This is a genomic window from Streptomyces sp. NPDC032940 (genome assembly GCF_040636935.1).
Lineage (GTDB): Bacteria > Actinomycetota > Actinomycetes > Streptomycetales > Streptomycetaceae > Streptomyces.
Map to the genome: position 1 here is coordinate 1 of NZ_JBEZVJ010000014.1, position 22,571 is coordinate 22,571.

The 22,571-nt window shown below is 68.2% G+C and carries 19 protein-coding genes and 2 pseudogenes; 11 read left to right on the forward strand and 10 right to left on the reverse strand.

All coding sequences use genetic code 11. The annotated features are described in order from the left end of the window. Positions 1 to 221: 221 nt before the first annotated feature. Entirely contained in the window at positions 222 to 2,003 is a 1,782-nt protein-coding gene (locus AB0E77_RS18670; protein ID WP_361571733.1) for an ABC transporter ATP-binding protein, read from the reverse strand. Then, positions 2,000 to 3,904: an ABC transporter ATP-binding protein gene (locus tag AB0E77_RS18675; protein ID WP_361571735.1), complete on the reverse strand. Its 1,905-nt coding sequence runs from the start codon at positions 3,902 to 3,904 to the stop codon at positions 2,000 to 2,002. Before AB0E77_RS18675 ends, AB0E77_RS18670 begins: the two co-directional genes overlap by 4 nt. Positions 3,905 to 4,119: 215 nt before the next feature. Here AB0E77_RS18675 and AB0E77_RS18680 point away from each other — a divergent pair, with 215 nt between their 5' ends. Next, positions 4,120 to 4,875 carry a hypothetical protein gene (locus AB0E77_RS18680; RefSeq protein WP_361571738.1) on the forward strand — a complete coding sequence of 252 codons (756 nt, stop codon included), beginning with the start codon at positions 4,120 to 4,122 and terminating at the stop codon, positions 4,873 to 4,875. A 68-nt stretch (positions 4,876 to 4,943) separates the two neighbouring features. After that, positions 4,944 to 5,456, forward strand: coding sequence for a GNAT family N-acetyltransferase (locus AB0E77_RS18685; RefSeq protein ID WP_361571741.1), 513 nt, complete (start codon positions 4,944 to 4,946; stop codon positions 5,454 to 5,456). Positions 5,457 to 5,500: 44 nt separating this feature from the next. Here the strand turns inward: AB0E77_RS18685 and AB0E77_RS18690 are convergent, their stop codons facing one another. Then, on the reverse strand, positions 5,501 to 5,971 hold the full coding sequence (locus AB0E77_RS18690) for a MarR family transcriptional regulator (protein WP_361571743.1): 471 nt from the start codon (positions 5,969 to 5,971) through the stop codon (positions 5,501 to 5,503). Positions 5,972 to 6,096: 125 nt separating this feature from the next. On the opposite strand from AB0E77_RS18690, the gene AB0E77_RS18695 reads away from it, so the two are divergent. Both AB0E77_RS18695 and mltG read left to right on the forward strand, forming a co-directional pair. After that, positions 6,097 to 7,899 (forward strand): ABC transporter ATP-binding protein, encoded by a 1,803-nt coding sequence (locus AB0E77_RS18695; protein WP_361571746.1) that lies wholly within the window; start codon positions 6,097 to 6,099, stop codon positions 7,897 to 7,899. A 160-nt stretch (positions 7,900 to 8,059) separates the two neighbouring features. Further along, positions 8,060 to 8,878 carry an endolytic transglycosylase MltG gene (mltG, locus tag AB0E77_RS18700; protein ID WP_361572129.1) on the forward strand — a complete coding sequence of 273 codons (819 nt, stop codon included), beginning with the start codon at positions 8,060 to 8,062 and terminating at the stop codon, positions 8,876 to 8,878. A gap of 12 nt (positions 8,879 to 8,890) precedes the next feature. Here mltG and AB0E77_RS18705 read toward each other — a convergent pair. Further along, a pseudogene (locus AB0E77_RS18705) lies at positions 8,891 to 9,250 on the reverse strand (pyridine nucleotide-disulfide oxidoreductase); the annotation flags it as partial. Between the two features lie 125 nt (positions 9,251 to 9,375). On the opposite strand from AB0E77_RS18705, the gene AB0E77_RS18710 reads away from it, so the two are divergent. The 5 genes from AB0E77_RS18710 (at position 9,376) to AB0E77_RS18730 (ending at position 15,181) form a co-directional block, all read left to right on the forward strand. Beyond that, a complete protein-coding gene (locus tag AB0E77_RS18710) occupies positions 9,376 to 10,869 on the forward strand; it encodes a recombinase family protein (protein ID WP_361571749.1) in 1,494 nt (497 codons plus the stop codon). 440 nt (positions 10,870 to 11,309) lie between these two features. Then, complete coding sequence (locus tag AB0E77_RS18715) at positions 11,310 to 11,753, forward strand: hypothetical protein (RefSeq protein ID WP_361571752.1); 444 nt, start codon at positions 11,310 to 11,312, stop codon at positions 11,751 to 11,753. A 793-nt stretch (positions 11,754 to 12,546) separates the two neighbouring features. Beyond that, positions 12,547 to 12,807 carry a helix-turn-helix transcriptional regulator gene (locus tag AB0E77_RS18720; RefSeq protein WP_361571755.1) on the forward strand — a complete coding sequence of 87 codons (261 nt, stop codon included), beginning with the start codon at positions 12,547 to 12,549 and terminating at the stop codon, positions 12,805 to 12,807. 16 nt (positions 12,808 to 12,823) lie between these two features. Continuing rightward, positions 12,824 to 14,404 carry a glycosyl hydrolase family 28-related protein gene (locus AB0E77_RS18725; protein WP_361571758.1) on the forward strand — a complete coding sequence of 527 codons (1,581 nt, stop codon included), beginning with the start codon at positions 12,824 to 12,826 and terminating at the stop codon, positions 14,402 to 14,404. Positions 14,405 to 14,422: 18 nt separating this feature from the next. Continuing rightward, positions 14,423 to 15,181, forward strand: coding sequence for a hypothetical protein (locus tag AB0E77_RS18730; protein WP_361571761.1), 759 nt, complete (start codon positions 14,423 to 14,425; stop codon positions 15,179 to 15,181). Positions 15,182 to 15,516: 335 nt separating this feature from the next. Here the strand turns inward: AB0E77_RS18730 and AB0E77_RS18735 are convergent, their stop codons facing one another. After that, positions 15,517 to 15,741 carry a winged helix-turn-helix domain-containing protein gene (locus AB0E77_RS18735; RefSeq protein ID WP_361571764.1) on the reverse strand — a complete coding sequence of 75 codons (225 nt, stop codon included), beginning with the start codon at positions 15,739 to 15,741 and terminating at the stop codon, positions 15,517 to 15,519. A gap of 155 nt (positions 15,742 to 15,896) precedes the next feature. Here AB0E77_RS18735 and AB0E77_RS18740 point away from each other — a divergent pair, with 155 nt between their 5' ends. Further along, entirely contained in the window at positions 15,897 to 16,100 is a 204-nt protein-coding gene (locus tag AB0E77_RS18740) for a hypothetical protein (RefSeq protein WP_361571767.1), read from the forward strand. A gap of 119 nt (positions 16,101 to 16,219) precedes the next feature. Here the strand turns inward: AB0E77_RS18740 and AB0E77_RS18745 are convergent. Further along, a pseudogene (locus tag AB0E77_RS18745) lies at positions 16,220 to 16,951 on the reverse strand (NAD(P)-binding domain-containing protein); the annotation flags it as partial. 88 nt (positions 16,952 to 17,039) lie between these two features. On the opposite strand from AB0E77_RS18745, the gene AB0E77_RS18750 reads away from it, so the two are divergent. Beyond that, positions 17,040 to 17,462, forward strand: coding sequence for a YjbQ family protein (locus AB0E77_RS18750; protein ID WP_361571770.1), 423 nt, complete (start codon positions 17,040 to 17,042; stop codon positions 17,460 to 17,462). A gap of 13 nt (positions 17,463 to 17,475) precedes the next feature. Here the strand turns inward: AB0E77_RS18750 and AB0E77_RS18755 are convergent, their stop codons facing one another. The 4 genes from AB0E77_RS18755 to AB0E77_RS18770 all read right to left on the reverse strand — a co-directional run bounded on the left by AB0E77_RS18755 (position 17,476) and on the right by AB0E77_RS18770 (position 22,492). Next, positions 17,476 to 19,398: an SMI1/KNR4 family protein gene (locus AB0E77_RS18755; protein WP_361571772.1), complete on the reverse strand. Its 1,923-nt coding sequence runs from the start codon at positions 19,396 to 19,398 to the stop codon at positions 17,476 to 17,478. Between the two features lie 73 nt (positions 19,399 to 19,471). Next, complete coding sequence (locus AB0E77_RS18760; protein ID WP_361571775.1) at positions 19,472 to 20,971, reverse strand: tripartite tricarboxylate transporter permease; 1,500 nt, start codon at positions 20,969 to 20,971, stop codon at positions 19,472 to 19,474. Position 20,972: 1 nt separating this feature from the next. Continuing rightward, positions 20,973 to 21,509: a tripartite tricarboxylate transporter TctB family protein gene (locus AB0E77_RS18765; RefSeq protein WP_361571778.1), complete on the reverse strand. Its 537-nt coding sequence runs from the start codon at positions 21,507 to 21,509 to the stop codon at positions 20,973 to 20,975. Beyond that, a complete protein-coding gene (locus tag AB0E77_RS18770; RefSeq protein ID WP_361572132.1) occupies positions 21,506 to 22,492 on the reverse strand; it encodes a tripartite tricarboxylate transporter substrate binding protein in 987 nt (328 codons plus the stop codon). Before AB0E77_RS18770 ends, AB0E77_RS18765 begins: the two co-directional genes overlap by 4 nt. Positions 22,493 to 22,571: the final 79 nt, after the last annotated feature.

The following is a 22,571-nucleotide window of genomic DNA, read 5'->3' on the forward strand; positions in this document are numbered from 1 at the left end:
CCTGGAGCGGCACGGTCTTGCAGTCGACCATCTCGATCCGCTTGCCCTGCACGAAGCCCGCGAAGACCCCGGCCGGGGCCCGTGCCGTTGCGCGGTCCCGAACGGTGCCGGGCGGCGCGGCACGCCCGGGGGCGCGGGGAACCGCGCGAGGACGACCGGCCCGCGGCGGCCGCCGACCACGACCGAGCCCCACGGAATCCCGGCCCACCCCGCTCCGACGGTCAGCCGTGCCACGACCGCCATAGTGCCGCGTAGGCGCCGTCCGCCGCGACCAGCTGGTCATGGCTGCCCAGCTCGCAGATCCGGCCGTTCTCGACCACGGCGATGACGTCCGCGTCGTGGGCGGTGTGCAGGCGGTGCGCGATCGCGATCACCGTGCGGCCGTCCAGGACACGGGCCAGGGACCGTTCGAGGTGGCGCGCGGCCCGCGGGTCGAGCAGGGACGTCGCCTCGTCCAGCACCAGGGTGTGCGGATCGGCCAGCACCAGCCGGGCCAGCGCGATCTGCTGCGCCTGCGCCGGCGTGAGCGCGTACCCGCCGGAGCCGACCTCGGTGTCCAGGCCCTCGTCGAGCGCACGGGCCCAGCCGTCCGCGTCGACCGCGCCCAGCGCCGCCCACAGCTCCTCGTCGGTGGCACCGGTGCGGGCGAGCCGGAGGTTGTCGCGCAGGGAGCCGACGAAGACGTGGTGCTCCTGGTTGACCAGCGCGACGTGCGAGCGGACCCGCTCGGCGGACATCCCGGACAGTTCGGCGCCACCCAGGGTGATGCTGCCGTCACGGGGACCGTAGATGCCGGCGAGCAGCCTGCCCAGCGTCGACTTGCCCGCACCCGAGGGGCCCACCAGGGCCAGCCGGGTCCCCGGGGCGACCTCCAGCGACACCTTGCGCAGGACGTCCACGCCCTCCAGATAGCCGAAGTGCACCCTGTCGGCGCGCACGTGCCGTCCGTCCGGCGCGGGCGACGCGTCACCGGCGTCCGGCTCGATGTCCCGCACGCCCACCAGCCGGGCCAGCGACACCTGGGCGACCTGGAGCTCGTCGTACCAGCGCAGGATCAGCCCCACCGGGTCGACGAGCATCTGCGCGATCAGCGCGGCGGTGGTCAGCTGGCCCACCCCGATCCACCCCTGCAGGACGAACACGCCCCCGATCAGCAGCACCGAGGCGAGCACGGTCACATGGGTGACGTTGATGACCGGGAAGAGCACCGACCGCAGCCAGAGCGTGTAGCGCTCCCATGCCGTCCACTCCTCGATCCGGCGTTCCGACAGCTCGATGCGGCGGGCGCCCAGACGGTGCGCCTCGACGGTGCGTCCGGCGTCCACGGTCTCCGCGAGCGCGGCGGCCACCGCGGCGTACCCGGCGGCCTCCGAGCGGTAGGCGGAGGGCGCCCGGCGGAAGTACCAGCGGCAGCCGATCACCAGCAGCGGCACGGCGAGCAGCACCACCGGCGCGAGCGGCGGCGCGGTGACGGCGAGACCGCCGAGCAGCAGCACCACCCACACCACGCCGATGGACAGCTGGGGCACGGCCTCGCGCATGGCGTTGGCGAGGCGGTCGACGTCCGTCGTGATCCGGGACAGCAGATCGCCGGTGCCGGCCCGCTCCAGTACGCCCGGCGGCAGCCCGACCGACCGCACGAGGAAGTCCTCGCGCAGGTCGGCCAGCATCCGCTCGCCGAGCACCGCGCCGCGCAGCCGCACCTCGCGGACGAACACGGCCTGGACGACGAGAGCCAGCAGGAACAGCGAGGCGGTGAGCCCCAGGTGCAGCTCGCGGGTGTCGTCCGAGACACGTTCCACGAGCCCGCCCAGCAGGGACGGGCCGGCCATGGAGGCGATCACGGCGACGGTGTTGACGGTGACGAGCAGGAGGAAGGCGCGGCGGTGCCGGCGCAGCAGTCCGCCCGCGTAGGCGCGTACGGTCGCGGGGGCCCCGACGGGCAGGGTGCTCGCCGTCGTCGGGGCCGCCGGGTCGTACGACGGTGGCGCCACGCCGATCATGCCGTCTCCTCGATCTCTTCCAGTCGGTGCGGTGCGTCGCGGTGCAAGGCGTCCCGGTGCAGTACGCCCCGGTCCAGTGCCTCGTCGTCCAGCGGCCCGCCGAACGAGCCGCCGTCGCGCTCAGGTTCCTGCCCGGGGCGCCGAGCGGCCGTCTCCTCGTCGGTCTCGCGGGTGACGACGGTCCGATACCGGGGTTCGGTGTGCAGCAGCTCCCGGTGGGTGCCGACCGCCGCGACCCGCTCCTCGTGCAGGAACACGACGCGTTCGGCGTGGTCGAGGAGCAGCGGTGACGAGGTGAACACCACCGTCGTGCGCCCCGAGCGCAGGCCGCGAACGCCCTCCGCGATACGCGCCTCGGTGTGCGAGTCCACCGCGGAGGTCGGTTCGTCCAGGACGAGCACCTCCGGGTCCGTGAACAGGGACCGGGCCAGGGCGAGCCGCTGGCGCTGGCCGCCCGAGAGGGAGCGCCCCCGCTCGGTGATGCGGGCGTCCATCGGATCGTCGGCGTCCAGCGACCCCTGCGCGAGTGCCGCCAGCACGTCCGGGCACTGGGCCGCGGCCAGGGCGTCCTCGGCGGTGACGGTGCCGGACGCGGGTACGTCGAGCAGCTCCCGCAGCGTGCCGGAGAGCAGCACCGGGTCCTTGTCCTGGACCAGGACGGCCGTGCGCGCGCAGTCCAGCGGCAGTTCGTCGAGGGGCACCCCGCCGAGCAGTGCCGAGGCACCCCCCTCCGCGGCGGCCTCCTGCGAGGGGTGCCCGCCGAGACGTTCGGCGAGCCGGCCGGCCGCGTCGGGGTCGCCGCACACCACGGCGGTGAGCAGGCCCTTCGGGGCGAGCAGACCGGTGGCCGGGTCATACAGGTCCCCGGCGGGCACCTCGGCGGCGCGCGACCCCGCGGTGTCCGTGGCCCGCTCGAGCGCCAGCACACGTGCGGCCCGTCTGGCCGAGGGCCGGGAGAAGGAGTACGCCATGGCGATCTCCTCGAAGTGCCGCAGCGGATAGGTGAGGATCATGACGGAGCTGTAGACGGTGACGAGTTCGCCGACGCCGATGCGGCCCTCGCGGGCCAGGTGCACGCCGTGCCACACCACCGCGATCAGCAGCAGTCCCGGCAGCAGCACCTGGACCGCCGAGATCAGGGACCACATGCGGGCACTGCGGACGGCCGCGTGTCGCACCTCCTGGGATGCGCCCCGGTAGCGGTCGAGGAACAGCTCCTCGCCGCCGATGCCGCGCAGCACCCGCAGCCCCGCGACGGTGTCCGAGGCCAGTTCGGTGGCGCGTCCGGCCTTCTCGCGCTGGACGTCCGCCCGCCGGGTCGCGCGGGGGAGCAGCGGCAGCACCGCGAGCGCCAGCACCGGCAGGCCCGCCGCGACGACGATCCCGAGCGACGGCTCGTAGACGACCAGGCCGACGCAGACCAGCACGATGGTCACCGCCGCCGCGGTGAACCGGGACACGGCCTCCACGAACCAGCCGATCTTCTCGACGTCGCCGGTGGAGACGGCGACGACCTCGCCGGCCGCGACACGACGGGTCAGCACCGAGCCCAGCGTCGCGGTCCTGCGGGCCAGCAGTTGCTGGACACGGGCCGCGGCGGTGATCCAGTTGGTGACCGCGGTCCGGTGCAGGAAGGTGTCACCGAGCGCGTTGCCGACACAGCACAGCGCCATGAGACCGCCCGCCGCGGCGAGCCGGGCGCCGGCGCGGTCGACGACGGCCTGGACGGCGAGCCCCACGCAGAAGGGCAGGGCCGAGACGGAGGCGAAGTGCAGCAGGCCCCAGGCCAGCGACTTGAGTTGGCCACCCAGCTGGTTCCGGAACAGCCACCACAGAAATCGGGGGCCCGAGCGCGCGTCGGGCACGCCCGGGTCGGGATACGGAAGGTCTTGGATCTGCATGACGTCCCAGAGGCTCGGGTCAGGGGGTGCCGCGCAACACGGCATCAAGAGGCTGCAAACCGTGAAAGGTTCGCGTCGCCGCATGCCCAAAATCAAGCGGTTTTCCGCGGCGGGGCACGAATCCGGGCACCGTGCGCCGGGGGTCCGGCGGCCGGTCCGGTGCAACGCCCCGGGCGGCGGGGGGCGTTCGGCGAGGGGAGTGCGACGATGGACTGATGCGAAGTGGTGGAGCACGGCGTACGGCAGTCGCGTGGGCGGCCCTGGGTTCCCTCCTGGCGGCGCTGTCCGCCTGCGGCGGCGGACCGTCCGGGGACGGTGCGCGGACCGGTGCGAGCCAGTCCGCCGGCGCGGCGGGCACGAGCGGCACCCCGTCCGACCCCACGCGGATCCCCGGTGTCGGCGACCGGCTGCAGCGGCGAATCCCCGCCGGGTCGAGTCAGGTCGTCGCGGTGTACGGGGAGGGCAGGGACTCCGCCGCGTCCACGGCCGTGCTGTACACGAAGCAGGGTTCGCAGTGGCACCGGACCCGCGGCTGGGCGGCGCACAACGGCCGCAAGGGCTGGACGACCGACCACCACGAGGACGACAAGCGCAGCCCCGTGGGCGTCTTCACGCTCAGCGACGCGGGAGGCGTGCTCCCCGATCCGGACCCGGCCCCCGGCACGGGGCTGCCCTACACCCGGTCCTCCGCCTTCGCGGCGCCGCGCTCGTGGGGCAGGTCGTACTGGCACGACTTCGACTACGTCATCGCCATCGACTACAACCGCGTCAAGGGCACGCCGCCGAACGACCCGACCCGCCCGGAGGGCGCGTCCAAGGGCGGTTCGATCTGGCTCCACATGGACCACGGCAGCGGCACGTCCGCCTGCGTCAGCCTCCCCGAGGAGGGGATGGAGTACCTGCTGCGCACGCTGGACCCGGACCGGCACCCGGTGGTGGTCATGGGCGACCGGGCGGATCTGAAGGCCTGACCGACACCCCCGCCGCGGTGCGCGCCCTCACCGCCGGCGTCGACATCTCCGTCAAGGGAGCAGCGCACATGGACATCCGACAGTGCCGGGAAGGCGATCTCGGCGTCCTGGAGAGGCACATGCCCTCACCCGGACGGACGCGCCGCCATGTGATGCGGTTCGAGACGCAGCAGCGCGGTCTCAGCACCTTCCTGGTCGCCTGGCACGACGGAACCCCCGTCGGCACGGCACAGATTCTGTGGAACGGCTGCAAGGCGCCCGAAGTCCGCGACCGCTTCCCCGACTGCCCCGAGCTGAACGGCCTGGGAGTCTGGCCGCCGCAGCGGCGCTCACAGGGCATCGGGACGGCCCTCGTCCGTGCGGCGGAGACCCGGGCCCGGCACAAGGGCTGCCCCCGGATCGGCTTGGGCGTCGACGATGAGAACCACCGGGCAGCCTCGCTCTACCTCCGACTCGGCTACCAGGAAACCGGCTGCCACTACCTCGACCGCTACCACTACCTCGACGCCGACGGCTTGAGGCACGAGGTCGCCGACCCCGGCCGGTTCCTGATCAAGCAACTCGCCGAACAGCCGAACTGACCGATTCGCCGACCGGCCGAACCGACACCGACCAGCACGCGCCCCTACGCCGTGCCGGCCCCACGTCCGCCGCCGTCCGTGTCGGGCCCGTCGACCAGTGTGTCCAGGAGTCCGCCCAGCACCGTGCGCTGTTCGTCCGTGAGCGGGGAGAGGATCTCCTCCGCGGCCAGCCGGCGTGCGGCGCGTACCTCTCGCAGGGCGGCGCGTCCGTCGTCCGTGAGTTCGATCCGAATCACCCGGCGGTTGGCCGGATCGGGGGCGCGGCGCACCTTCCCGGCCGCCTCCAGCCCGTCGACCAGTGTCGTGACCGCCCGCGGTACGACCTCCAGCCGCTCGGCCAGATCGGCCATGCGAGGCGGCGAGCCGTAGTGCGCCAGGGTACGCAGCAGCCGGGACTGGGCCGGTGTGATGCCGAGGTCGCGCCGTTCGAGATGACGCTTCTGGATGCGGTGCACCCTGCGGGTGAGCCGCAGCAGCTGCTCGGCGAGCGGGCCGTCGGGATCGGGGGCGGTCATGCGGGAACAATAACAGGACCACGTTCATTGTGAGTACAGGTAACAATGAGCTATGGTCCGTCGTCCGTCGGGCCGGCGACCCGCCCGGTCCCGTCGGCCTTCTCTCTCGTCCCCCGTAGGAGCCCATGCATCCCGACCGTGACACCACCTGGACGCCACCCGCCGACGCCAAGGAGCAGCCCCGGCAGGTGCGACGCATCCTCAAGCTCTTCCGTCCCTACCGCGGCCGTCTCGCGGTCGTCGGACTGCTCGTCGGCGCCGCGTCGCTGGTCTCGGTCGCCACACCCTTCCTGCTCAGGGAGATCCTCGACGTAGCGATCCCCGAGGGGCGCACCGGCCTGCTGAGCCTCCTCGCCCTGGGCATGATCCTGGGAGCCGTCCTCACCAGCGTCTTCGGCGTGCTCCAGACGCTGATCTCCACGACCGTCGGCCAGCGCGTCATGCACGACCTGCGCACCGCCGTCTACGGCCGCCTCCAGCGCATGTCCCTCGCCTTCTTCACCCGCACCCGCACCGGCGAGGTCCAGTCCCGCATCGCCAACGACATCGGCGGCATGCAGGCCACCGTCACCTCAACGGCCACCTCCCTGGTCTCGAACCTCACCAGCGTGGTCGCCACCATCGTGGCGATGGTCGTCCTGGACTGGCGCCTGACCGTCGTCTCGCTGCTGCTCCTGCCGGTCTTCGTGTGGATCAGCCGCCGCGTCGGCCGCGAACGCAGGAAGATCACCACCAGACGTCAGAAGCAGATGGCCGCGATGGCCGCCACGGTCACCGAGTCGCTCTCCGTCAGCGGCATCCTGCTGGGCCGCACCATGGGCCGCTCGGACTCGCTGACGCGGGCCTTCTCCGACGAGTCCGAGCGCCTGGTCGACCTCGAGGTGCGGTCGAACATGGCGGGCCGCTGGCGCATGGCCGTCATCACGATCGTCATGGCCGCCATGCCGGCCGTCATCTACTGGACCGCGGGCATCGCGCTCCGGTTCGGCGGTCCGGACGTCTCTCTCGGCACCATCGTCGCCTTCGTCTCGCTCCAGCAGGGACTGTTCCGCCCGACGGTGAGCCTGCTGTCGACCGGCGTCCAGATCCAGACCTCCCTCGCCCTCTTCCAGCGCATCTTCGAGTACCTCGACCTGCCGATCGACATCACCGAGCGGGACGAGCCCGTCCGCCTCGAGCGGGTCAAGGGCGAGGTCCGCTTCGAGAACGTCGAGTTCCGCTACGACGGCAAGGGCGGCCCCGTCCTCCGCGCCATCGACGTCACCGTCCCCGCGGGCGGCAGCCTCGCCGTCGTCGGCCCGACGGGCGCGGGCAAGTCCACGCTGGGCTACCTGGTGCCGCGCCTGTACGACGTGACGGGCGGCAGGGTCACCCTCGACGGGGTCGACGTACGCGACCTGGACTTCGACACCCTCGCCCGGTCCGTCGGCGTCGTCTCGCAGGAGACGTACCTCTTCCACGCCTCGGTCGCCGAGAACCTGCGCTTCGCCAAGCCCGACGCCACCGACGAGGAACTGGAGGCGGCGGCGCGCGCGGCGCAGATCCACGACCACATCGCCGCCCTGCCCGACGGCTACGACACGGTCGTCGGCGAACGCGGCCACCGCTTCTCCGGCGGGGAGAAGCAGCGCCTGGCCATCGCCCGCACCATCCTTCGCGACCCGCCCGTCCTCGTCCTCGACGAGGCGACCAGCGCCCTGGACACCCGTACCGAGGCCGCCGTGCAGGACGCCATCGACGCCCTGTCCGCCAACCGCACCACCATCACCATCGCGCACCGCCTGTCCACCGTCCGGAGCGCCGACCGGATCGTGGTCCTGGACTCCGGCCGCCTGGCCGAGCAGGGCACGCACGAGGAACTGCTGGCACAGGACGGGCGGTACGCGGCCCTGGTGAGGCGGGACGTCCGACTGGAGCCGACAAGATGAAGATATGCCGGGTTTGGGGTGTTAAGGGGGTTACCGTGCCCGCATGCACATGAACACTCCGCGACGGAGCGCGAGGAGTCCGAGGAGCCTGAGAAGCCCGAGATTCCCGACCGCTCCGAGACGCCCGAAACTCCCGAGACCGCCGAGGGAGACGGTCCGGCTGACGCGCCGGGGCCGTATCGCCCTGATCGCGACCGGAGCCCTCGTGGCCGGAGCCGCCGTGGCGGTGCCGCTGCTGACGACCGGCGACGAGGGCGAGTCCCGGCCCACGTCCTTGGTGATCCCTGAGGGCTGGCGCGCCACCCAGGTCTACGCGGCCGTCGACAAGGCCCTCGCCCTGCCCGCGGGCACCACGAAGAAGTCCCTGGCCAGAGCCGATCTGAAGCTGCCGAACGAGGCCGAGGGCAACCCCGAGGGCTACCTCTTCCCGGCGACCTATCCCCTGGGCGAGCAGCCCACCCCGGAGAAGCTGCTGTCGGCCATGGTCGACACGGCGAAGAAGAAGTTCCACGGCGCCCCGGTCTCCGCCGGTGCCCAGCGCAACGCGCTCAACGTCTACCAGGCGGTCACCATCGCGAGCATCGTCCAGGCGGAGGCCGCGACCAAGGCCGACATGGGCAAGGTGGCCCGGGTGATCTTCAACCGCCTGGAGCGGGGCATGCCGCTGCAGATGGACTCCACCATCAACTACGCCCTGGGCCGCTCCACCCTCACGACGACCGCGGAGGACACCCGGATCGCGAGCCCCTACAACTCGTACCAGCGGATGGGCCTGCCGCCCACGCCCATCGACAACCCGGGCGACGAGGCGATGCGCGCCGCGATCGAGCCGCCCCCCGGCGACTGGCTGTACTTCGTCACCGTCAAGCCCGGCGACACCCGCTTCACCGCCGACTACGCCGAGCACCGGCGCAACGTCGACGAGTTCGACCGCAACCGGCGCAGCGCCTCGCCCCCGGCCGACGGCGCGACCCGGTGACCCGGCGGGGCGTCACGCGGCGACCGGTTCCTCCTCGGCCAGCAGCCGCCTGATGTCCCGTACGGCCGCACGTCCCGCCCGGTTGGCGCCGACGGTGCTGGCCGACGGCCCGTAACCGACGAGGTGGACCCGCGGATCGGCGACCGCGCGCGTGCCCTCGACACGGATGCCGCCGCCCGCCTCCCGCAGCCGCAGCGGCCTCAGATGCTCGATGGCGGCCCGGAACCCCGTGGCCCACAGGATGACGTCGGCGTCCACCCGCCGGCCGTCGCTCCACTGCACTCCGTCGGGCGTGATCCGCTCGAACATGGGCCGCCGGTCCAGCACGCCGGACTCGAGACCGGCCCGGATCGCCTCGTTGAGCGGCAGTCCTCTCAAGAGTGATTGACAACTATGCATGCATGCCCGATAGTTGAGAGTGGAGGGGGACACGTCGCCACAGTCCCCCGCACTCAGGGGAGGGGAACGGCGTGCGCCGTGTCTTGTTGGCTGAGCGGGTGTCTGACGCCAAGGGAGAGCGTTCAGAGAGCATTGAGGCTCAGGACGAAAAGTTGCGTCGGCGTGCGGAGGAAGCCGGCGTCACCATCGTTGATGTGGCCAAGGATGTCTCTGTCTCTGGTGATGTCAAGCCGATGGACCGGCCCGAACTGGGTAAGCGGCTCACTCCTGAGGGACTGCGTGCTTGGGATGAGATTTGGGTAACCACCCAAGACCGACTCAGCAGGGATGACAGGCACTTTTCTGCCTTCATTGACTGGGCTCTGGACCACAACAAGGTCATCGTGGTTCTCGATGACCCTGACTTCAACCAAATGATGCACACGGTTGAAGGCAGAACCATGCTGCGCCTCAAGTCCATGGGGCCGGCCAAGGAGCTGGAGCGCATCAAGACCCGGGTAAGGGAGAGCCACGAACGGCGCCGCTTCACTGCACGATGGCACGGTGGCTTCCCTCCCTTTGGCTTCCGTCCGGTCAGTCGGTACGAGAACGGCAAGACTGCCACCTACCTCGAACAGGATGAGGAGATGGTGACCGTACTCCATGAGATGCGCCGGCAGATCATTGACGGACAGTCGTTTCTTGGAGTCTCCAAGTACCTCAACGCGAACAAGGTTCTGACTGCCAGGGACCGTGCCCGTATCCGTAAGGGGAAGCCGGTCAAGAGCCGTGAGGGTGAGGGCGTACAGGAGCAGTGGTCAGAGACCACGGTGAAGAACGTCCTTACCAATGAGTCGACTCAGGGACTCAAGAAGTATCAGGGCGAACTACTCTACGGACCGGACGGGGAGCCGGTCCGGTTGGCTGAGCCTGTCTTCACTGATGACGAGTGGCAGTCTCTTCAAACGGCCATCGAGCAACGGACTATGTCCAAGGCTAAGAGGGTCAACAGGACCAACCCCCTGTACGGCGTGACGTTCTGTGCCGTGTGTGGGGCCAAGGCAGTGCAAAAGTCGTTCACCCGCGGGGACAACACATACAGGTACTACGTGTGTGGGAGCTTCCCCAAGGAGGATCGTTGCAAGGGCTCTGTGCGTGCCGATGAGTTGGAGGAGTGGTTGGAAGTGCTCTTCCTTCAACGGTGGTTCCACGAGCCGGTTACTGAGAGGGTGTGGGTTCCTGGAACGGACAACTCCAAGGAACTTGAGGACGTGCGCAAGCGCATTGTCCGTCTCAGGGACAGCTACGAAGCGGGGGCCTACGATGAGGACCCGGAGGGTTACAGGAGCCGGCTGCACGCACTGAAGACCCGCCGGGACGAACTTGCTGCGCAACCCGTAGTAGAAGGGCACTGGTCTGAGGTGCCCACGGGGAAGACGTACGGGGAACTGTGGCCGACGCTCGATGCTGAGGGACAGAGACTCCAACTCATCCGGTCAGGCTTCCGGGTGGAGGTAGGCCAAGGAACGTTCGAGGTCACGGACCCTGCCCCCGATACGCCAGAGGAGCGTAGGGCCCGGGGTATCCGCCTCGGTCTGTGGGCCGGGGAATAACCAGCTAACACACCGTTGTTACATGGGCACGGGGCGTGCCTGTCGCCAAACAAGATCACGCCCCGTGTCTCCTGCGAAGGAGAGAGGCAAGCCTAACATGCCGTACGTAGACGAGAATGGCGAAGAGCTGTCGGACAGGGAGGCAGGACAGTTCGAAGGGCGGACGGAAGTACTCGACGGACTTGTCTGGTCTCTCGGGGACCATGTGAAAGAGGGTTCCCTGACACTGACAGCAGCAGTGGCCATATGGGCTGAAGCGGCAGAGGTGACCAAGGAAGTCGCTGCAAGCGTTCTCTGTGAGTGCTGGGTAGAAGTAATGGCACTCAGATGGTCCGACATGGGTGACACAACAACCGAATAAGCACCACGAACACCAGTAGGGCCCGTAGCAATAGGTTACGGGCCCTTTTTCTATGTCCGAATGCGGGAGGGGCTTAGTCATGAGCATTCTTGAAGAGTACGTTTACGAGATTGACACGCGCATACTGAAGCTGCGCAAAAGGGGTTTTCCCTTGGCCGCGGAAACTGTGCCCCCCACGGGGCAGGCTGGCATGTGGTACACCGACGTAATCCAGTGCGTGCCCCGGAGCGGTCAAGCCGTGGCGAGGCAGATAGCACGGCTCTGTGGAGACGACTCTCAGGTAACCATCCCGTGGCGCTCTCTGTCGGATGCAGTCGGCGTCAGAGACCGTGCCGGCAACCTTCGACGCTACACGGAGCGGGGTGTGAGAAATCTGGTGGATGCCGGCTGGCTGGAAGTCGAGACAACCGGGGCCAAGAGGGGAGCCAAGACGACGTTTCGGTTGCTTGCTGGGGAGCGCTCTGTGGATGCGCTCACCTGGATCGATGATGAGGACTGGTTCACTGATACGGAGGCTGCCTGACTTATGGCCTTAGTAGAGGGCCCCTCACCCCGGGGCCCGACAACTTATGGCCTAAGTAAGAGCTTGCCGGGGTGAGGCAAGCGACACTGTCACCAGGGCGCCCTAAAGGGCCCTGGTTCTCAGAAGGTCCATAACACCATGGACCCTGGCTCAGAACCAGGGTCCTTAGATTCGTAAATGTAAGGCCAAGGCTACCTATGAAGCCTTGGCTATGTCTGTAGTTGTTCTGCCGCCATGCTCTCAACCCGACCATGGCTCTTACTTAGGCCATAAGTTCTGTCTTCGATCTTGGGGATCTCAGACAGCCCCGGCCAACGACTGAACGGAGTGAAGGAGAGTCGAACTAGCCAGACCTTTAGGGGTCTGGCAGTGAGACAAGCTCAGTTACTGAGCTTGGAGAGACCTCATGTCTCGACTAACCATTGTCCCGCGCCCCTCAGAGCCCCTGTACGGCTCTGAGGCGGCCTCAGAGGGGTTCCCTGGTCCTTGGTCATCCGAGCCCCTGGGGGGCTCTTAGAAGGGGCGTACAGAGCCTTGGGGCTCTGTGACCCCTCCCTGGTGTGGCCTGAGTCTCAGTTCCCTCATCTACTGTCACAGACCCCCTGTCTGTGACACCGACATCATAGATAGAAGGAAGAACGAGACTCACAATCCTTCTCCTCCCTTGTGGTCATGCATGGTTTCCCCCATAGCTCAGTCCTGGTCCTGAGCCCCCTGGAAAGAGCCCCCGGTTTCCGGCCGGGGGCTCTTTTTCATGCATGCCATTCCCTCGTTTTCGTACCTTGGAGTTCTTATGACTGACCTGAACATCTGGGACCGGCACAGTTGGGATGTCGTACGCCGGTCCCGCGGAATCACCTACGGCGACATAGCCGATGTGGTCGGTGTGACCTACAAAGCGGTGAGTAAGTGGTTCTACGGGGAGCGCACCCCAAGTCTGCGCTCCCAAATCCTCATGGCCAAGGCACTTGGCATTCCACTCTCCAAGGCTCTGGAGAGCATCACTGATGAAGACACCAGGGCGTTGATTCGCTACGCCCTGGAAAACGACTGACCAAAGGGGAACTTGTATGGCTAGATATCTGTTCGGAGGTACCGCGGCTGATGTGGCCGAGAACATTGATGGCTCTCGGGAGCCTGGTGCCCAAGGGACCGTGTGGAACGGTCCATTGGCAGATGCAACACAAATTACTGACCTGTTGGACGCCTCGGGTACTCCCATCATGGAACTTACCGCAGATGCCCAAGGCATGGTCGGGCCCTTCTATGGCCCGGATGGCGTCACCCTGGTCTACGCCGACTTTGGCGCCGGCAGAGTGGCCATGACTCCTATTAACACGGCTGGGGTGCTGGCTTCTCACTTGACCGCGGATGATCCTCATGGTGCCAAGAGGTCTGCCCTTGCAGAGATCAATGCGCAGAAGGGCGCAGCCAACGGCTTTGCCACCCTGGGTAGTGACGGCAAGGTACTGCCTATACAGCTCCCTGCCGCCCTTGGAGAGGGCGGGAGTAGCAATGACTGGCACAATGTCCAGGCAGCCTCTTACGGGGCCCTGGGAGACGGCATAGCGGATGACACCTCAGCCATTCAGGCAGCGATTGACGCCGCCGGCTATGGAGGCGTGGTCTACTTCCCCAAGGGGGTCTATCTCGTCTCTCAGCCCCTTGATTTGCCCCGGGGAGTGAGCCTGCTTGGGGCGCACTCAAACCTTATGGTTGGTCCGGGGATGGTAGCTACCGAATGGTCGTACTGCTATCTAAAGGCTGCGCCTACATTCACCACTGGCGCAATGATCACCATCATTGGTGAAGATGATGGTGATCATCCGGCCATCAATGGTGAGCAGCGCATCGTTAACTTGATGCTCGATGGCTCTCAGGTTCCTACCGGAAGCCTAGATGGTATCTATGCCAAGGGGAACGTTCAAAACGTAATGCTCCGGGACGTCTGTCTTAGGTACCTGCCTAACAATGGCATCATCACTGCGGGAAATGCCACTGATGAATGGCCTTACTCTTGGCGTCTTCACTCCGTGATGGTGGATAACTGCCATTCCAGCGGGTTCGTCTTTGAACGGAATACAGATATCACCCTGGAAGACTGCCAGGTAATTGGGTGCTGGTCTACCGGTTTCAAGCTCACCAACTGCGCCAACGGAATTGTGACGCATTGCCGTTCTGAGTGGAACGGCAACTACGGTTTCCACATCACTGGTGGTTGGGGCAACTGGCCCGGAAGTGGCTCTATGACCATGACCGGTTGTACCACTGACCGCAATGGATGGGATGGAGTGAGGCATGACGCCTCAGGCAATGGGCCCTTCCTCATCAGCGCTCTGAACACCCGTAGGGATGGCCGTAATGGGGGTCCTGGTGGCGGGGGCTATGCCGGCCTCAGGCTTAGCGGTAGCGCCCCTGTCGTTGTCACAAACCTTGGGTGCTACGTAGGCACCGATGATGGGGGAACGGCTAACACAAGTCCTGAGTATGGAGTGCGGGTCACCAATGCCAAGGATGTCAATGTGATTGGTGCCTATCTGCACGCCCTTACCGCGGGCATCTTTGAGGATGGCACCAACGAGCGTATCCGATTCACTGCCATTACCACCGTGGCAGGCAACAACTTCTCTGAGGACCGACAGACCGCATAACAAGCAATGGGAGACGACATGACTAATCACTTTGAACCGCCTAAGGATCTGCCACTTTCCTCTAAGGTCAAGGGACTGCGTAAGGCGTATGAAGACGCTGTAACTAAGCTGGAGACGTACCGACAGGAGAATGCCCGGTACGCCCCTCGTAGGACTCTCAATGCCCTGGATCAGTACGTCTACCATGTGCCCGCGGTGCGGGAAGTTGAGAGGGATCTCCGAGAGCAGGAGATAGAGGCTGCTGCGGCCGGTAAGGCGCTGCCTGACCGTGAAAAGGTGCTGCGCCCTATCCTGGCCAAGGTAGACGAATACAAGCGTATGGTGCCGGCTCTTGAGGCTCTGGTGACCAAGGCGCGTAACGAGTATGAAGACGGAGTCAAGGAAGACCTTGTGCCTATGGGCCGTAAGGAAGCTAAGGCTGCTCAGCAGGCTAGGGACGCTTGGGAAAGGGCGTACAAGGCTATGGAGCTTGCCAAGGCTGATCTAGAGCGGCACGCCGGTCTGTTCACGTGGTGCGTCTCGGCCGGCGATATGGATACCCCTCCCCGGACCGGACACAGTCAGGGTGACCACCTGGAGTACTGGGAACTCACAGAGGATGGCCGGCTTACCTATGAGGCTTCTCAAGAACTCGATTACCTGGAATGGGTGGTAAAGGTCCCGGGGCTCATTGAGCCCAACCCTGCTCCTCCTGTGACAGAGGAAGTCAACCACAACCCTAAGCCTCAGTATCACATTGCCAAGGCTGAGGGCTATGGAGGAAACTGGGATCACTAACTTTCGTTGGGCCCCTGCTTTGGCGGGGGCCCTTGTTCTGTTTTCCGGATGCTGATTCCAAACATCACCAGGATGTCTTCCAGAGCCTCATCTGACAGCGGGGGTGCTTTCTCTACCCACTTCTTGACCCACTCTTCTTGGTTCAAGGATTCCTCGAATTTTGAAAACCCGTACATGACGGGGTGCAAGGACTACGTACGGGGTCACTCATGATCTTGAAAGGTTCATAAGCCGTACACAATCGAAGTGCAGTACTCCCGGCGGGTTCTCTCATGACATACACACGCATTACCCCGGGTGTATGGCACACCTAATAGGCCGGCAGGCCTGAGAGGTCAGAGGACGAAAGTGCCCCAGCCGGCGGTAGCCGTGACCAGGCCACGGCGCTTGAGATCCTGCACTGCCTTGGCAACCGTGCTGGGCGCCACGTCGAACTCATGGCTGAGGGGCACGGCACCAGGGAGCCGTGAGCCCTTGGGGTAGGTGCCGTCGGCTATCCGCTCCTCAAGTGCCTTGGCTACCCGTCGCCACGGGGGCAGAGCTACGTCCATGCTGATCATGTTCAGTCAGTGCGCTAGATACCGCACCCGCGCTATCCTCGGTATGCGCGAATAGCGTGGTACATATGGAGCTACATAGGGGAGAGGGTATGGGCCTACAGCGCATGCCGGCTGACGGCACCGGTAAGCGGGGGTACTGCACACCAGGGGGAGTGATGGCTGCCCTGGCAGAGACCAGAGAGGAGAACCTTCTCCGGGTGGCCAGGAGCGACATCGAGCGCATCGCTGAGCTACTGGACTCTGAGGAGAAGACTTCCAAGGCTCAGCTCGTGATGGCTCTGCACTTCCTCTTGTTCAGTGCCAAGGCTGCTGTGGACGTAGCGGAGTGCCGGCAGGACAGGCTAGATGAGAGGGAGTAGGGACACTCCACACCACAGACCGAGGGCCCTGGTTCGCCGATGACCAGGGCCCTTCTCCATGCTCAGGTGCACAGACAGTCATCAGCGCAGGTCAGGAAGATGTGTTGTCAGACACCCAAGACAGGCAGCCCGGTCACGGACACCACACTCTTCGGCGGCAGCCCCTGACGCACCCGCTCCTCCACGAGCGCCACCGCCGCCCGGCCCGCGTCCTCGTCGAAGGGCCCCTCGCGGAAGACGGGGGGCCGTCTGGTCACCCATGTGGTGGCCGCGGCGTACGGGGCGATCTCCAGCAGATGCTGCGTGCCGGACGCGCCACCGCCCACCACGACCACCCGCTGCCCGGCGAACTCCTCGGGCCCGGCGTACCGGGCGGTGTGCAACTGGCGGCCCCGGAAGGTCTCCTGGCCCGGGTAACGCGGCCAGAAGGGGCGGTCCCAGGTGCCGGTCGCGTTGATCAGCGCCCGCGTCGACCAGGTGCCGTCCGAGGTCTCCACGAGCAGCCGTCCGCCACCGCCCTCACGTACCGCGCGGACGTCGACGGGACGCCGCACGCGCAGGCCGAAGGCGCGCTCGTACGCCGCGAAGTACTCGGCGACGACCGCGGCGGAGGGCCGCGCCGGGTCGGCGCCGGTCAGCTCCATCCCCGGCAGGGAGTGCATGCCGTGCACCTTGCCGTAGGTCAGCGACGGCCAGCGGAACTGCCAGGCGCCGCCAGGCCCGGGGGAGTGGTCGAGCACCACGAAGTCGCGCTCGGGCCCGAATCCGGTCCGCCGCAGGTGGTAGGCCGCGGACAGCCCCGCCTGACCGGCTCCGACGACGACGACCTCGACCTCGCGCATGTTGTTCACGTTTCTACTAACTCTCGACCCGCTCCCGATCTTCCCGGTGACCCGCCGCTCCCGCCCCTCACGCGCCGCGTACGTCAGGATGGGAGGCATGTCCGATGCCTTCACCACCCGAGTCATCTCCCTCGCCACCGGCTCAGCGGAGCGGGTCGCCGACATCACCGGTGACTGCGAGTCCTTCCTCCGCGAGGTGGCGGCGGGCCGCGACGGCCTGCTCAACGTCTTCGTCCCGCACGCCACCGCCGGGATCGCGATCATCGAGACGGGCGCGGGCAGCGACGACGACCTGCTCGCCGCCCTGCACACCCTGCTCCCGGCCGACGACCGCTGGCAGCACCGCCACGGCAGCCCCGGCCACGGCCGCGACCACGTCCTCCCCGCCTTCGTCCCCCCGCACGCCACCCTGCCGGTGATCGCCGGCCGCCTGGAACTGGGCACCTGGCAGTCGGTGTGCCTGGTGGACACGAACAGGGACAACCCCGACCGTCAGGTCCGGCTGTCGTTCCTCGGATAGGGGCGCAGGAGGCTCACCGGTCGGTCCTCGGCTCCGTGCGCCGGCCGATGTGGATCGTGGCGTACGAGTAGGACTCGCCCTCCCGTGGTGCGCGGTTCCAGGAGCGTGTGGTGAGCTGGGGGAGGATGCCCTCGGACAGGGCGAGGCGGGGGAGGGCGAGGCCCAGTTCGTGTTCCACGGCGGCCAGGAGGCGGCGTTCGTGTTCCTCCTCGGGGACGCCGTCGAGGAGCCGTTCGGGGTCCAGCTCCGTCGGGACCGGTCCCGAGCGTTCGATGCCGGTGCCGCGCAGCGTGAACGCGTACAGCTCTTCGCCGTGCCGGGCGACCGACAGGTGGAACGCCGACAGGCCGCCGCCGGGCCGGGCTCTGCCCGCCCACAGCACCACCGCGCGTCCGTCGCGGGAGGCGGCCGCGCCGGGGGAGACGAAGAAGGTGCCGCCGGGCGAGGTGCGCGGAGCCATGTCGAAGCCGAACGTCCATCCGGTGCGCGTCCGGCCCACCGACAGCACCGCCCGGTCCTCCCACGGGGGCAGGTCGTCCCGCCGTGGGGCGCCGTAGTGCGGCCACGGGTCGCGGCGGCCTGGCGGCTCGGTCAGGGCCGTGGATCCGTCCTCCCCGATCAGCGAGGGCAGCGCCTCCGGCTCCGTGCCGTCGACCCACACGCACCGGTAGGAGTCGTACGGCGCGTTCCAGCGAGGGGCGTCCGTGAGCCAGTGCAGTCCGGGCGGGTCCAGGTCCGCCACCGGGTCCGGCGGGGTGCCCGTCCGGCCGGCGCGCGGTGTGGCCAGCAGTTCCCTGCCGCGCTCCGGTGTCACCACCGGTCCCAGGACGGGGTCAGCGAGCAGACCGAGCGGCGCAAGCAGGTCGGGGCCGGGCGGTGACCACGACGGCAGCGCGGCGCGGATCAGCCGCCAGGCCCCGTCCGTGTCCCCCCACCTCGCCGCCTCCCGTGCCTCGGTCACCGCGCGCCCGAAGTCCCCGTCCGGCTCGTAGCGGAAGGAGCGGTCGCGCACCCGGGCGAAGATCGCGTCGGCGGCGGCCTGTACGGCCTCGTCGGTCTCGGTACCCAGCACCAGCCGGTCGGCGAAGGTGCCGTGACGGTGCTCGGCCAGGTGGGCGGAGGCCATCACCGGCACCAGCTCGTCCGTGTAGCGCGGATCGGCCACCAGGGTGCCGAAGCCGTGGCCGTAGCCCCCGCGCGACAGTGTCTCGATCTGCCGCAGCAGGCCCCACGCGGACGGCCGCCCGTAACGCGACGCCTCGGTCAGCAGCCCGAGGGCGCTCTCCCACCGTCCGCCGAGGGTTTCCTGCCGGGCGCGCTCGACATCGGCGTCCAGGGCGCGTGTAGTGGCGTTCACGAAGTCCGGACGTGCGGCGCGGGCCGCGTGGAAGTCCCGGTACGCCTCTTCCATATAGGCGCGGAACGACGGGTACCGGTCCGGGAACTCGCCGCTCCACCCCTTGTACACGTACAGCGCCCACTCGCCGTCCTCGTCCGTGTCGCCCGGGTCCAGGAGGGCGTACGACATGTCCGAGTCGGTCTCCAGCTGGAGCGCTCGCTCCCACATCCCGGCCAGCGTCACCTCCTGCTCGGTCGAACGCTCGGTCAGGGACTGGCGGTAGATCTCGGCCATGTCGAACGGATCCCCGAACCAGCCGATCTCGTGGGCTCCGCCCAGTTGGTAGATCGACGCCGTGCCGTCGACGCGCCAGCCGTTGCTGGCCTCGAGGAAGCCCCGGTAGGACGGAGGGAGCCGGGTGCCCAGGCGCTCCTCGGCGGCAGCGATCTCCTCCGGCGTCGCGGGCGGTGCGGCGAGGGCCAGGTCGGCGACGGTGACGCCGCCCTCCTCCATGTCCTCCAGATCGTCCTCGTCGGGTATCCACTCGTCCTGCCAACGGCGCAGGAAACGATGCCAGTTGAAGGGGCTCGCGTTCATGAGCCGAGTGTGGCACCCGCCTCTGACAACGGGCCCGCGGGCGCCGGTCCCGGCAACGGGCCCGCGGGCGCCGTCAGATCGCCGTCTGCTCCCGCCTGCGCAGCACCGCCCGCCTCGCCAGCGGCCACGCCAGCAGCAGCACGATCACCCCGTACACCGTCACCGCGAACGGCGTGTTCACCAGGCCCGACACGCTGCCGTCGCTGATCTGCAGGGCGCGGCGCAGTTGCTGCTCGGCGTTGGGGCCGAGGATGACGCCGATCACGGCCGGCAGGATCGGCAGTCCGTAGCGCCGCATGCCGAAGCCGACCAGGCCGATGATCAGCAGGATCACCAGGTCGACGACCTCGCCGCCGACGGCGTACGCGCCGACCGCCGCGAAGAACATGATCCCGGCGTAGAGGTAGGGCCGCGGGATGCGCAGCAGCTTGGCCCACACCGGTGCCAGCGGCAGGTTCAGCGCGAGCAGCAGCACCATGCCGACGAAGAGGGAGGCGATCAGGCCCCACACCAGCTCGGGCTCCCGCTCGAAGAGCAGCGGGCCGGGCTGGATGCCGTACTGCTGGAAGGCGGCCAGCATGACCGCGGCGACGGCCGTGGTCGGCAGGCCCAGTGTCAGCATAGACACCAGCGTGCCCGCCGCCGAGGCCGACGCCGCCGACTCCGGGCCGGCCACGCCCTCGATGGCGCCCTTGCCCCACTCGTCCTTGTGCTTGGACAGCCGCTTCTCCGTCACATAGGAGAGGAAGGTGGGGATCTCCGCGCCGCCCGCCGGGATCGCGCCGAACGGGAAGCCGATGAACGGGCCGCGCAGCCACGACTTCCAGGTCCGCTTCACATCGCCGCGGCCGAGCCAGGGCCGTCCCACCGGGATCGGCTCGGCCGCCCCGCGCCGCAGGTGCGCCGCCACCCACAGCGCCTCGCCGATCGCGAAGAGACCGACCGCGACGATCACCACGTCGATGCCGTCGGCGAGTTGCAGGGAGCCGAAGGTGAGGCGCTGCTGTCCCGTCATCTGGTCCAGGCCCACCAGACCGATCGTCAGGCTGATCAGCAGAGAGGCCAGGCCCCTGATGCGCGAGGAGCCCAGCACCGAGGTCACCGCGATGAACGCCAGCACCATGACGGCGAAGTAGTCGGGCGCGCCGATGTCCACCGCCAGGTGCGCCACCGTCGGCGCCAGCACCACCAGCAGGACCGTGCCGATCATGCCGCCCGCGAAGTGACCGATGGCGGCGGCCGCAAGCGCCTGAGCACCGCGCCCCGCCTTGGCCATGGGGTTGCCCTCCATGGCCGCGACCACCGCGGCACTCTCACCCGGGGTATTGAGCAGGATGGAGGTGGTCGAACCGCCGAACATGGCGCCGTAGTAGATGCCCGCGAACATGATGAACGCGGCCACCGGGTTCAGCCCGTACGTCACGGGCAGCAGCAGGGCCACGGCCATCGCGGGCCCGATGCCGGGCAGCACGCCGATGGCCGTGCCCAGCAGGACGCCGAGCGCGGCCCACAGGAGATTGAGCGGGGTGAGGGCCGTGCCGAAGCCGTCCAGGAGGGAGTTCAGGGCGTTCATGTCACAGCACTCCCATCAGCGGGCCGCCGGGCAGCGGCACTCCGAGCAGCTTGTCGAAGACGACGTACGTGATCAGGGACAGCACGGCGGCGATCAGCGGATCGCGGTCGACGCGCCGGCTGCCGAGGGCGAAGGCGGCGCCCCAGAACAACAGCGCGCCCGCGGCGGGGAAGCCGGCGGGCTCGATCAGCACGGCCGCCCCCAGGAAGATCCCGGCCAGCAGCAGCACCGTGCGCCAGTCGGCCGGTTCGGACAGGTCGATGTCCTCGCCGCCCTCCGCCTCGCCCCGGCCGCCGCGCAGGACGTCCACGGCGAGCAGCGCGGCGATCACCAGCAGGCCCGCGCCGACGACGATCGGGACCGTCTTCGGGCCCACCGGCCCCCGCTGGGTGATGTCGACGTCCATGGTCAGCGCATCCGTCAGGACCAGCGCGCCGAGCGCCAGCAGCAGGACGCACACGCCCAGTTCGGAGTGGTCGCGCAGCCACGAACGCCGCTCGGCGGCCCGTTCCACGGGCGTCTCGGTCCGCGTCGTCACAGTCCCAGCTCCTTCAGCACCGACACCACGCGCTTGTCCTGGGCGTCCAGAAACGCGCCGAACTCCTCACCCGTCAGGAAGGCGTCGTCCCAGCCGTTCTGCTCCAGGGACCTCTTCCACTCGGGTGAGTCGTGCAACTCCTCGAACAGGCGGGTCAGTTTGGCGCGCTCCGCGTCGGTCAGGCCGGGCGGCGCCACGATGCCGCGCCAGTTGGTGAAGTCCACGTCGTAACCCGACTCCTTGAGCGTCGGGGCGTCCCGGAGTTCGTCCACGCGCTCCGGGCCCGTCACCGCGAGCACCCGCAGCTCGCCGGCCTTGATCTGGTCCAGGTACTCGCCGACGCCGGAGACCCCGAAGCCGACCTTGTCGCCCAGGATCGACGCGAGCAGTTCGCCGCCGCCGTCGAAGGGGATGTAGTTGACCGACTTCGGGGAGATCCCGGCGGCCTGCGCCATCAGCATCGGCGCGAGGTGGTCGGGCCCGCCCGGGGAGGAACCGCCGCCGACGGGGATCTTCCCCGGGTCCTCCTTCCAGGCGGTGATCAGCTCGTCGATCGTCCGGTACGGGGAGTCCTTGGCGACCACGACGACGTCCTGCTCCTCGGTGAGCCGGGCGATCGGCGTCGTGTCGGCGAGGGTCCTGGGCGCGTGGTTGGAACGGGCGGCGCCCACGACGCCGAGGCCCATGGACATGGCGAGCTTGCCGTTGCCGTGCTCACCGACCAGCCGGCTCAGACCCACGGTGCCGCCCGCGCCGGGCAGGTTGAACACCTCGATGTTGTGGGTCAGTCCGGCGTCCTCGGCGTTCTTCGCGGCCGTGCGGGCGGTGATGTCGTAGCCGCCGCCGGGGGTGTTGGGGACCATGAAGCGCAGGCCTGGAATCTGCGTGCCCGTCTCGGACTCGCTGCCCGTCGAGAGCAGCGGGGGGCCGGCGAGGACGAGCACGGCGGCCCCGAGCAGAGCAAGGGGGGTGCGCAGGCGCACGAATGCCACCACCTGTCGGTTGGGTAGATCGGTACGGGGCCCTGTGGGGGAGGGTGATGTGGGCCACATGGTGCCGGTG